The sequence below is a fragment of the Sphingomonas sp. 2R-10 genome (assembly GCF_030062225.1).
Classification (GTDB): domain Bacteria; phylum Pseudomonadota; class Alphaproteobacteria; order Sphingomonadales; family Sphingomonadaceae; genus Sphingomonas.
In genome coordinates, this window is the sequence record NZ_JASCXF010000052.1 from 19317 (window position 1) to 30113 (window position 10797).

Below are 10797 nucleotides of genomic sequence, written 5' to 3' on the forward strand. Positions count from 1 at the left end.
TTGCCCTCAGGTGGCAAGCGGGGTTGCGTGATGCGTATCGGCGTGGTGGCGCCCGCACGGCGGGTGGACGAGGACCAGATGGCCCGGACACAGGGCTATGCCGCGCTCACCTATCCCGCGGTCGACTTGGTGGTGCATCCGCAATGTTTCCTCGACGTCGGCCATTTCGCCGGCACCGACGAACAGCGCGCCGCCGCCTTCCTCGAATTCGCCAACGATCCCGGGTTCGACGCGATCTGGTTCGCGCGCGGTGGATACGGCTCGAACCGCATCCTCGACAGGGTCATGCCGCAGCTCAACCGCGCGGCGGCGGCCAAGAGCTATCTCGGCTTTTCCGACATGGGGTTCCTGCTCGGCGCGCTCTATGCCCGGCGGATCGGGCGACCGATCCACGGGCCGATGGCGGCGCAGGTCGGCAAGGCAGGCGGCACCAACAGCGCGGCGCGCGCGCTGGCATGGCTGGTCAACCGCGACCGCACGATGCTGGCGCCCGAACTGGACGGCCGCCCGACCGTCGCGTTCAACCTCGTCATCCTGTGCGCGCTGATCGGTACGCCGTGGCTGCCCGACCTGACCGACCATGTCGTGATCGTCGAGGAGGTCGGCGAGGACCTGTACCGCATCGACCGGTTGTTGTGGCAGTTGAGCGAGGCGACGCAGTTGAAGGGGATCGCCGGCATCCGGCTGGGCGCGGTGACCGACCGCCATCCCGACGACACCGGCTTCGGCGAGACCGAGGAACAGATCGTCACCCGCTGGGCCGGTGCGATGGGCGTGCCGTATCTCGGCCGCGCGCATGTCGGCCATTATGCCGACAACATGGTGGTGCCGTTCGGGGTGGCGTGAAGCATAAGCCGCCGATCAGGCGCTTGCGGTGTAAGCTGGAAGCGCTTTTATAGCTTCTACAAACTGCGCTCTAGCTGAGCGCCGCTCGTTCGGCGTAAGTTCACGCGAAAAACCGTCACGGCACCGCCCAAGCATCGGCCGGTCCAGTTCCGGTGGGAGGCCGGGCTTCGTTGCCCAAAACGTCCGAAGATCATTCAAGTCTTTTGTACTCAGTTCTGCAAGCAACCCCTTTATCACATTTGCTATTATTTCGCCTTCTTGAGCGGAAGATTGTATCGCCTCGCCTTCTCCCGAAACGGGCGGACGCGCGCTGATCGATGGAGCGGCAACGGCTGATAGGAATGTCCCGACTACGGACGCATCCCATTCCGTTATCGTGTCTGCTTCTTGGCGTAGAAGGGGAGATTGGGAACCTCTTGCCGGATGAATGCCAAGAAGATGAATGCTAACGCCATAATTTTGCGCAATCTGAGCGCCGATACGAACATCCTCATCGCCCGAAACGAGTAGCGCGTCGGTTATGGATCGATTCCGAGCAAGCTCAATCAAGTCGGTCACGATGAGGGAGTCGACACCTTTTTGCTGACCCTGTCCGTTCAAAACGCCAAGCCGCATTTTGACGCGATCAAGCACCGCCAAGCTACTTTGCTGCGCGGTCATGCCGGTATGGAGAGGGGCATCGTACCAATAGATACGGAGGAGGCGACAGCCTTCACTCTTTTGATGAACCAGTTTGTCGAGAGCAGCAACAGCAGCAGCTTCATTCAACCTGAGTTCGGATCGATTACGCTTCGCTCCCGTCAAGGCGACAGAGCCTTGCGCGAAGAGATATCCCGCATCGACAAAAACAGCACTGTACGTCATTCGGCGTTCCTAGAAATAGTAAGGGGCCCCCGCAGGGACCCCAAGTAGGTTGCAGCACGACAATTAAGGTAGAGCCGTACCGCTGGTTGGATATGCCGTTTGTTCCGCCGAAAGTCAATGGCAGCCATTGCAACGGAATTGCGTGCTTTCCCTACTCCCCGAACGTCCGCGGCGCCGGGCTGACCGTCACCGCACCCCCCGCACGCACTTCCTGCACCTCCAGCGCGCGTTCGGCCACGCCGTCGCGGCCGAAACGGAACGCGCCGTCCAGCCCGGCGAACCCGTCCTCGGCGCGCAGCCGGCTTTCAGGGAAGTCGCGGCCGATGGTCCAGTCGCGTGCGATGCGCACCGTCAGCAGCACCGAATCATAGCCTAGACTCGACAGCCGGTACGGCGCGGCGTTGAAGCGCGCGCGATACTTGGTCGCGAACTGGCGGTAGAGCGTGTTCGAGACGCTGGCATACCATGCACCGTTCAGCGCCGGCATCGAGCCCAGCCCGGTTTCGGTATTCCACAGCTCGGTGCCGAGCACCCTTGCCGACCGGCTGGGCGTCTTGCGGATCGCGGGCACCGCCATCGCCGCCGCGCCCGCCTGATCGGCGATCAGCACCGCTTCATAGGGCGAGTTCTTCGCCAGGCGGGTGACCGCCGCGGCGATGCCGCCACGCGGATAGGTCTGGAGCGACACGACCTGTCCCCCCGCCTGTTCGACCGCGCGCAGGAAGCTGGTCGAGGCACGCTGGCCATAGACGCCGGCGGGAACGAGACCGGCGAACTGCGTCATGCCGTTGGTCCGCGCATGGCCGACGACGCGGTCGATCGACTGGGCCGGGGTGTAGCCCAGCAGCCAGGCGCCGTTGCCCGCAACCGACACGTCGTTCGAATAGCTGATGACCGGCACCTTCGCCGCACGCGCGATCGGCGTCACCGCGCGGACGTCCTCGGCGAGCAGCGGCCCCAGGATCAGGCGGTTGCCTTCCGCGATCGCGCGCTGCGCCGCGGGGCCGGCACCGGCCGCGGTGTCGTAGGTGGTGATTCGCACCCGCTCGCTGCGCGTGTCGAGCAGCGCCAGCTGCGTCGCGTTGGCGATCGACCGTCCGACACCGCCATTGGGGCCGGTCAGCGGCACCAGCAGCGCGACGCGGTGGCGCTGGGTATCCTCGGGGATGCCGCCGGTCACAGGATCGGGGCGGGTCGGCTGCGGACGGGTGGTCGGCGGCGGTGCCTGTTCGACCGGGCCCCTGGGGACCAGCGTGGCGCACCCCGCCAGCAATGCCGCCCCGAACAGCGCCGTGGCGCGCGCGATGTGATGCCGCCATTGCCGCGGCGCTATCGTGTCTGCCATGGACCTACCCCTGATGACCGAAAAACTCGAACCCGGCCTCTACATCGTCGCGACCCCGATCGGCAATCTCGCAGACCTAAGTCCGCGCGCCGCCGATATTTTGTCGCGCGCCGACATCATCGCGGTGGAGGACAGCCGCGTCACCGCCGGGCTGTTGCGCCACATCGGCGTCAAGCGGCCGATGCTGCCCTATCACGACCATAATGCCGAAGGGATGCGCCCCGGCCTGATCGCGCGGATGGCGTCGGAAGCGGTGGCGCTGGTGTCGGACGCGGGCACGCCGCTGATCTCCGATCCCGGCTACAAGCTGGTGCGCGATGCGCGTGCGGCGGGCCATGCGGTGGTGACGATCCCCGGTCCGTGCGCGGCGGTGGCGGCGCTGACGCTGGCCGGGCTGCCGACCGACCGGTTCCTGTTCGCCGGGTTCCTGCCGCCCAAGGCCCATGCCCGCGCCGAATCGATCGCCGAGATCGCGAACGTCCGTGCGACGCTGGTCTTCTACGAAAGCGGCCCGCGCCTGTCGGCGACGCTCGCCGCGCTGGCGCAGGGGCTGGGCGACCGCGAGGCGGGCGTCGCGCGCGAGATCACCAAGCGGTTCGAGGAATGCGTGACGGGCACGCTGTCGGTGCTGGCGCAGCGCTATGCCGATGCGCCGCCCCGGGGCGAGATCGTGATCGTCGTCGCGCCGCCCGGCGCCCCGCCCCCCGCCACGGCGGACGATGCCGATGCGGCGCTGCGCGAGGCGCTGACCCGGCTGCCGGTGTCGAAGGCGGCGGGCGAGGTGGCGAAGGCGCTGGGGCTGGACCGGCGGGAATTGTACGCGCGGGCGATGGCGATGAAGGGCAATTCGGCGGACTAATCACACCGGCCGGCACTCATGTGCCACATTCGTCATCCCAGCGAAGGCTGGGATCTCGTTGTAATGGAGTACTCGCCTAGCCGCGGGATGCCCCAGCCTCTGCTGGGGCGACGTCGAACCAACTGGCGGTGAACTAACCGGCGGTTACGCCGCGATGTTCCGCAGCTTCGTCAGTTCCACCGGGCGGGCGGCATGGTTGATCGGCAGCGCGTCGCCGCAGCACGCGCATTCGGCGATGACCCGCCCCACGAACCATTGCGTGGCACCGCAGCTGGGGCAACTGTTGCGCGCATGGAGCGCATAGAGCGGCAGCCGCTTCGATGGCAGGACGGTTCGTTCCATGGCATTCTCCCTGTCGACAGGGGAACGCCACCACCGCGCCACGGTTCCGTTACGAAGGGTATCGAGGATGGAACGGTACGACATGGTTCCGGACGGGCAAGGGCGCTGGACGATGCCCGATACCGGTTCGCCGCAACGGTCCGGTCAGGCCGGGGTGCGTTCGTCCAGCAGCGTGTGCGCGTCAAGCCCCAGCAGCTCGATATGCGCGCGAATCCGCGGCCAATGGCCGGTCAGGAACCGCTCGCGCTCGGCGACGCGCAGCCGCTCGATCGCGCCGGGCAGCACGAACATGCCCACCCCGCGCCGGACCTCGACATAGTCGTCGTCCTGGAACGTCTGATACGCCTTCGCCACGGTCAGCGGGTTGGCGCCATGTTCGGCGGCGAACGCCCGCACCGACGGCAGCTGGTCGCCCGCGCGATAGTCGCCACGCAGGATCGCCGCGGCGATCAGCGCCCGCAGGCGGAGGTAGACGGGCGTGTCTTCGTGGTCGATCGCTGTCATGCTGACTTAATACAGCAACGGGCGGGAAAGTCCATCGTTCAGCTCGCCCAGACCGTACGGACGCGCGCCAGATCGGGACGCGGCCGTTCGTCGAGCGGCCGTCCCGGCGACCCGAAATACACGAACCCGGCGATGCGTTCGTCGGGGCCGCCGAAGGCGTCGCGCACCTGGTCGCTATACGCCGCCCAGCCGGTCAGCCAGCTCGCGACATAGCCCATGGCGTGTGCGGCGTGGAGCAGGTTCATCGTCGCGGCGCCGGCCGACAATTCCTGTTCCCAGCGCGGGATATGGCTGTCGACCGGCGACGACAGCACGACGATCAGCGCCGCGCCTTCTTCCGCGAAGCGATCGCACGCCTCCAGCTGCGCGCTCGTGGCCTGCGGGTTCCCGGCGACGAAAGCGCTTCGCAGCAGCTTGCCGAACGCCGCCCGGCGATCTTCCGGCACGACGATGAACCGCCACGGCGCCAGCTTGCCATGATCGGGCGTACGCGCGGCGATGGCGATCATCGCGTCGATCTCGGCCCCGGTGGGTCCGGGGGCCACCATGTCGCGCGGCTTGCCCGAACGGCGGGTGCGCAGGTGGCTGAGCAGCGAAGAGCGGTCGTTGAAGATCATGGCGGCGATGTAGGCGCCACCGCTCCCGACGCCAACCACCGGGCAACGCATCGTCACAATCGCAACAATCCCGCTTGGCATCGCGATTTTCGCCGTTAGGCTCGCGGCCATGCGCGTGCCCCGCCCGACAGAGGCGGCGGACGCGCCGGTTTCTTATCGGGGGATGTATCCTTGTTCGGCCTACCCATCATTCCATCGATCGCGGCGGGATTCCTGATCCTGCTTCTGGTGCTGGGCGGCGTCGCCGCCGCGAGCAAGGGCGAGGAATTCGCCGGCCATCCCAAGGGGCTGTACGTCCTGTTCTTCGCCGAGATGTGGGAACGCTTTTCCTATTATGGCATGCGCGCGCTGCTGATCTTCTACCTGACCAAGCACTGGCTATTCGGCGACGGCGAATCCAACCTGATCTACGGCGCCTACACGTCGCTGGTGTACATCACCCCGGTGCTGGGCGGCTATCTCGCCGACCGCTATCTGGGACAGCGCAAGGCGGTGCTGTTCGGCGCGGTGATCCTGACGGTCGGCCATCTGCTGATGGCGTTCGAGGGGCAGACCGGCGTCACCGACCCGCTGCTCAAGCAGGCCGATCCCGCGATAAACATCTTCTGGGCGGCGCTCGCCTGCATCATCGTCGGGTCGGGCTTCCTGAAGGCCAACATCTCGGTGATCGTCGGACAGCTCTACAGCCGCACCGACCTGCGCCGCGACGGCGCCTACACCATCTTCTATGTCGGCATTAACGTCGGCGCGGCGCTGGGCGTGATCTTCGCGGGCTTCCTCGGCGAAACCTATGGCTGGTCGTACGGCTTCGGCGCGGCGGGCATCGGCATGCTGCTCGGCCTGATCGTGTTCGTGCTGGGCAAGCCGTTGCTGAAGGGCCAGGGCGAGGCCCCGCGGCCGCTGACCAGGGCGACCGAATGGGGGCTGTATGGCCTCGGCGTCGCGGCGATCGGCGTGATCTGGGCACTGATCCAGTATCAGTCGGTGATCGAGACGCTGCTGATCATCTCGGGCGTAGCGCTGCTTGCCTATGTCCTGTTCGAATCGTTCAAGCTGCCCAAGGAACCACGCGAGCGGATGTTCGCCATCCTGTTCCTGATCGCGCTGAACCCGGTCTTCTGGGGGCTGTTCGAACAGGCCGGCGGATCGCTCAACCTCTACACCGACCGCTATGTCGATCGCGGCGGCGTGCCCGCGTCGCTGTTCCAGTCAATCAACGCGATCTACATCGTGCTGCTCGGGCCGATCTTCGCGGCATTGTGGGTGGCGCTGGCGAAGCGCAACCGCGAACCCTCGGCTCCGGCCAAGTTCGCGCTGGCGCTGTTGCAGGTCGGCTTCTCGTTCCTCGTGTTCGTGTGGGGCGCGCGGACCGTGGGCCCGGAAATCGCGACGCCGGTGCTGTTCGTGTTCCTGATCTACTTCTTCCAGACGACCGGCGAGCTGTGCCTGTCGCCGGTCGGGCTGTCGGCGATGAACCGGCTGGCACCCAAGCACCTCGCCAGCCTCATCATGGGCGCATGGTTCTACATGACGGCGGTCGGCAATTTCGTCGCGGGCAAGATCGGCGAGGCGACCGGCGGCGAAGGCGGCGAAATGACCAAGGAAGGCACGCTGTCGGTCTATAGCAGCATCGGCTGGTGGACGATCGGCATCGGCGTGGTCGTGCTGCTGCTGTCGCCGATCGTGAAGCGGTGGATGCACCTCGACACGCTGGCCGACGACACCGACCACAGCCTCGCCGGGCAGGGCGCGATCGGCGAGCCGAAGGCGGCGGGCGTCGATGTGTGGAAGGAAGAAAAATAAGACGGCGCATGTCGGGCGCACCGACGGTCGCCCGACATGCAAAACCCTGTTGCAACCGCGGCAAACCACGGTATGCCGCACCTCTCCCGGTCAGGGGGCGCTTAGCTCAGTTGGTAGAGCATCTCGTTTACACCGAGAGGGTCGGCGGTTCGAGCCCGTCAGCGCCCACCACCGCGCAGCGCAACGATGTGCTGCAAAGGCAGCACACGACAGCGCAAGCGCGGCCAGCGGGCCGAAGCCATGCCACAAGGCGTGGCTTCGCCACGACTGACGGCATGGCGGGCGCGGGGCGGTTGATCCGGACATTTCCGGACGTTCCCGGCGACCGGTAGCGCTTTCCAGGCGGGGTGCCCCAGCCTTCGCCGGGGCGACGTGAATGACGACGGGACGCTGGCGCGGACGCCCTTACCCGACCCGGTTCCCTGCGCCCCAAACGTCATTCCGGCGGAAGCCGGGATCTCCCGGTTAAACCACGCGATGACGACAAGCTGGCAACCGTCACCCCGGAAACGGCGACACCTCTGCAAAAGTCATCAATCCGTACCCCGGCGAAGGCCGGGGCCCAGTTGGGGGGCGCTGGTAAGATACGGAAAAGCCTTTCCAACTGGACCCTGGCCTCCGCCGGGGTACGGCGAGGCGCTGGCTCTGATCGAAACCTTCGCAGAGGTCTCGATCAAGTCCGCGGCGACGGGCTGACAAACCAATCACACGCGAGGGAGCGCCCTCCCTACGCCCAGCCCAGCCCGGCCTTTGCCACCGCCTGCGCATAGCCCTCCATTCCCGCCACGCCGCGCGCGGTCAGCACGATGAAGGCGCGGCGGCGGTCGCTCGGGTCCTCGCGGCGCATCAGCAACCCGGCATCGGTCAGCGTCGTGATCCAGCGCAACGCGGTGGTCGGCGGCACGGCCGAGGCGATGCACAGGCTCGATACCGATACCCGGCTCCCCTCCAGCCGCGCGGCGAACAGGTCGAGCAGCATGTCCCAGCCCGGATCGGCGAACAGGTCCTTCGGCAGGAACTGGTCGCGCATCCGCCGCGCGCGGATCGCGCCGCGAACGGTCGCGGCGGCGATGTCGGCGGGACCCGCATCGTCGGCGGACGGCGCGACGAAGTCCGCCGATCGGTCGCGTACCCCCTCGTCCCCGCCCTCGCGGCTGAGCCTGAGCAGTGCATGGGCGATCCGTGCGACCTCGGCGTTCAGCCGCCGCAGCCGCTCGGCATCGCGCTCGGCGGCCTGCATCCCGCTGCCCACCGCCCCGCCGAATGCGATTTCGGCGACGCGCTCGTCGGGACGCGCCTCGCACAGCAGCGTCGCCGGCCCGCCCAGCAGCAGCGCGCCGACGACGTCGAGCGCCTCGATCGGAAAACTGACCACCAGCTGCGCCCGGTCGCGCGCCGCACGGTCCGCCAGCAACGGCAGCGCCTGTTCGAGCGACGCCGTCGCCACCCCGGCTGCCTCGACCAGCAGCACATCGGCATGGGACAGGTCGGCCAGCGCCGTCGCCAGCCCGGCGAAGCCGATCGTGCCGGCCACCGTCACCCCGGCGGCGCGCGCCGCTTCCGCCGCGTCGTCACGGGCGAGTGCATCGTCGGCGACGATCACCGCCCGCCGCGTGCCCTGTTCGTCGAACCCTGCGAATCCCGTCAAACCGTCCCCCCTCGCCACCGTACAGTATACGGATAGCGTAGGGCGGACGGGCGGCGATGGCGAGCCCCGCCGGGCTCAGTCCATCGCCTTCACGATCTCCTCGACCATCTTCTTGGCGTCCGCCAGCAGCATCATAGTTTTGTCGCGGTAGAAGACCTCGTTATCGACCCCGGCATAGCCGACGCCGCCCATCGACCGCTTGATGAACAGCACCGTCTTCGCCTTTTCGACGTCGAGGACGGGCATGCCGTAGATCGGCGAGGTCTTGTCGGTCTTGGCCGCCGGATTGGTCACGTCGTTGGCGCCAATGACGAAGGCGACGTCGGTCTGCGCGAACTCGCTGTTGATGTCCTCCAGCTCGAACACGTCGTCATAAGGAACGTTCGCCTCGGCCAGCAGCACGTTCATATGCCCCGGCATCCGCCCCGCGACCGGGTGGATCGCATATTTCACGCGGACGCCATGTTCCTTCAGCTTGTCGCCCATTTCGCGCAGCGCATGCTGCGCCTGCGCCACCGCCATGCCGTATCCGGGAACGATGATGACCTGTTCGGCCTGCTGCATCAGGAACGCTGCGTCCTCGGCCGAACCGCGCTTCCACGGCCGGTCGATCGCCGCCACCCCGCCCCCGCCGCTGTCGGTAGCGCCGAAGCCGCCGGCGATCACGCTGATGAAGCTGCGATTCATCGCCCGGCACATGATGTAGGACAGGATCGCACCCGACGACCCGACCAGCGCGCCGGTGACGATCATCGCGGTGTTGCCGAGGGTGAAGCCCATCGCCGCCGCCGCCCAGCCCGAATAGCTGTTGAGCATCGACACCACGACCGGCATGTCCGCGCCGCCGATCGGAATGATGAGTAGGAAGCCGATCGCGAACGACAGCACGACCACCGCCCAGAACGGCCACGTCGCCTGGGTATGGGCGAACTGCGCGACCAGCAGCAGGATCGCGGCCAGCGTGACGAGGTTGATGACGTGCCGGCCGGGCAGCAGGATCGGCTTGCCCGACATCGACCCGTTCAGTTTCAGGAAAGCGATGACCGATCCCGAAAAGGTGATCGCGCCGATCGCGACGCCAAGGCCCATTTCGACCTTGCTGACCGGGTTGATGACCGCGAAGGGCTGTCCGATCATCGGGATCACCATCGACGCGATGCCGAACGCCTGCGGGTTCAGGTACGCGGCGATCCCGACCAGCACGGCGGCCAGCCCGACCAGCGAGTGGAAGGCGGCGACGAGCTGCGGCATCGCAGTCATCGCGATCCGCTTGGCGGTGGTCAGGCCGATGACTGCGCCGATCGCGATCGCGGCGAGGATCTCGGCGAAGGTGACCGTATCAAACAGCGCCAACCCGCCGTCATCAAATGCGAAATTTCTGCCATCAAATGTCGACTGCATCGGCAGGTGCGTGACAATCGTGGTCAGCACCGCGATCCCCATGCCGATCATGCCGAGGCGATTGCCCCGCCGGCTGGTCGCGGGCGACGACAGCCCGCGCAGCGCGAGGATGAAGCACACCCCCGCGATCAGATAGGCGAGCGCGACCCATGGATTGACCGGTGCGGCCTCGTGCATCCCCCTCACCCCTTCTTCTTGTACATGGCGAGCATGCGTTCGGTGACGGCGAACCCGCCGAAGATGTTGATGCTGGCCAGCACCACGCCCAGCAGCCCCAGCCACTTCGCCCCCGGCACGCCGGCAGCAGCAGCGGCGATCAGCGCGCCGACGATGATGACCGAGGAAATGGCGTTGGTCACCGCCATCAGCGGCGTATGCAGCGCGGGCGTCACCGACCAGACGACATAATAGCCGACGAAGCAGGCAAGGACGAAGATCGACAGGATCGAGAGGAAGTCCATGATGTTCCTTTCAATCCTCCCCAAGCATGCTTGGGGAGGGGGACCGCCGGCGGGGCGACTCGATATCCTCCCCGGCACGGGGAGGGGGACCAGCCGCAGGCTGGTGG

11 protein-coding genes and 1 tRNA gene are annotated in these 10797 nt (G+C 66.9%); 4 read left to right on the forward strand and 8 right to left on the reverse strand.

The genetic code is table 11. The annotated features are described in order from the left end of the window. Nucleotides 1-30: 30 nt before the first annotated feature. The gene (locus QLH51_RS18105; protein ID WP_125655925.1) at nt 31-846 is read left to right on the forward strand and encodes an LD-carboxypeptidase; all 816 of its coding nucleotides are present in this window, start codon (nt 31-33) and stop codon (nt 844-846) included. A 15-nt stretch (nt 847-861) separates the two neighbouring features. Here the strand turns inward: QLH51_RS18105 and QLH51_RS18110 are convergent, their stop codons facing one another. Then, the gene (locus QLH51_RS18110) at nt 862-1710 is read right to left on the reverse strand and encodes an NYN domain-containing protein (RefSeq protein WP_125655928.1); all 849 of its coding nucleotides are present in this window, start codon (nt 1708-1710) and stop codon (nt 862-864) included. 151 nt (nt 1711-1861) lie between these two features. Beyond that, nucleotides 1862-3055, reverse strand: coding sequence for a penicillin-binding protein activator (locus QLH51_RS18115; RefSeq protein ID WP_125655930.1), 1194 nt, complete (start codon nt 3053-3055; stop codon nt 1862-1864). Nucleotides 3056-3068: 13 nt separating this feature from the next. Here QLH51_RS18115 and rsmI point away from each other — a divergent pair, with 13 nt between their 5' ends. Next, nucleotides 3069-3914 carry a 16S rRNA (cytidine(1402)-2'-O)-methyltransferase gene (gene rsmI / locus QLH51_RS18120; protein WP_125655933.1) on the forward strand — a complete coding sequence of 282 codons (846 nt, stop codon included), beginning with the start codon at nt 3069-3071 and terminating at the stop codon, nt 3912-3914. Nucleotides 3915-4058: 144 nt separating this feature from the next. Here the strand turns inward: rsmI and QLH51_RS18125 are convergent, their stop codons facing one another. From QLH51_RS18125 to QLH51_RS18135, 3 genes are all read right to left on the reverse strand, one after another. Then, the gene (locus QLH51_RS18125; RefSeq protein ID WP_125655936.1) at nt 4059-4256 is read right to left on the reverse strand and encodes a hypothetical protein; all 198 of its coding nucleotides are present in this window, start codon (nt 4254-4256) and stop codon (nt 4059-4061) included. A 144-nt stretch (nt 4257-4400) separates the two neighbouring features. Further along, on the reverse strand, nt 4401-4760 hold the full coding sequence (locus QLH51_RS18130) for a GntR family transcriptional regulator (RefSeq protein WP_125655939.1): 360 nt from the start codon (nt 4758-4760) through the stop codon (nt 4401-4403). 38 nt (nt 4761-4798) lie between these two features. Beyond that, complete coding sequence (locus tag QLH51_RS18135) at nt 4799-5374, reverse strand: nitroreductase family protein (protein WP_125656192.1); 576 nt, start codon at nt 5372-5374, stop codon at nt 4799-4801. Between the two features lie 174 nt (nt 5375-5548). Here QLH51_RS18135 and QLH51_RS18140 point away from each other — a divergent pair, with 174 nt between their 5' ends. After that, nucleotides 5549-7180: a peptide MFS transporter gene (locus QLH51_RS18140; protein ID WP_125655942.1), complete on the forward strand. Its 1632-nt coding sequence runs from the start codon at nt 5549-5551 to the stop codon at nt 7178-7180. Nucleotides 7181-7275: 95 nt separating this feature from the next. Further along, nucleotides 7276-7351: transfer RNA gene (locus tag QLH51_RS18145), tRNA-Val, on the forward strand. 556 nt (nt 7352-7907) lie between these two features. On the opposite strand, the gene QLH51_RS18150 is transcribed toward QLH51_RS18145, so the two are convergent. The 3 genes from QLH51_RS18150 to QLH51_RS18160 form a co-directional block, all read right to left on the reverse strand. Further along, a complete protein-coding gene (locus tag QLH51_RS18150; protein ID WP_206428902.1) occupies nt 7908-8828 on the reverse strand; it encodes a winged helix DNA-binding protein in 921 nt (306 codons plus the stop codon). A gap of 75 nt (nt 8829-8903) precedes the next feature. Continuing rightward, entirely contained in the window at nt 8904-10406 is a 1503-nt protein-coding gene (locus QLH51_RS18155) for an NAD(P)(+) transhydrogenase (Re/Si-specific) subunit beta (protein WP_125655945.1), read from the reverse strand. 5 nt (nt 10407-10411) lie between these two features. Next, complete coding sequence (locus tag QLH51_RS18160) at nt 10412-10690, reverse strand: NAD(P) transhydrogenase subunit alpha (RefSeq protein ID WP_055757824.1); 279 nt, start codon at nt 10688-10690, stop codon at nt 10412-10414. Between the last annotated feature and the right edge of the window lie 107 nt (nt 10691-10797).

Coding starts and splice junctions, on each gene's coding strand:
- QLH51_RS18115 (WP_125655930.1), bottom strand. CDS start 3,055: ATGGCAGACACGATAGCGCCGCGGCAATGGCGGCATCACATCGCGCGC.
- QLH51_RS18130 (WP_125655939.1), bottom strand. CDS start 4,760: ATGACAGCGATCGACCACGAAGACACGCCCGTCTACCTCCGCCTGCGG.
- rsmI (WP_125655933.1), top strand. CDS start 3,069: ATGACCGAAAAACTCGAACCCGGCCTCTACATCGTCGCGACCCCGATC.
- QLH51_RS18125 (WP_125655936.1), bottom strand. CDS start 4,256: ATGGAACGAACCGTCCTGCCATCGAAGCGGCTGCCGCTCTATGCGCTC.
- QLH51_RS18155 (WP_125655945.1), bottom strand. CDS start 10,406: ATGCACGAGGCCGCACCGGTCAATCCATGGGTCGCGCTCGCCTATCTG.
- QLH51_RS18110 (WP_125655928.1), bottom strand. CDS start 1,710: ATGACGTACAGTGCTGTTTTTGTCGATGCGGGATATCTCTTCGCGCAA.
- QLH51_RS18160 (WP_055757824.1), bottom strand. CDS start 10,690: ATGGACTTCCTCTCGATCCTGTCGATCTTCGTCCTTGCCTGCTTCGTC.
- QLH51_RS18105 (WP_125655925.1), top strand. CDS start 31: ATGCGTATCGGCGTGGTGGCGCCCGCACGGCGGGTGGACGAGGACCAG.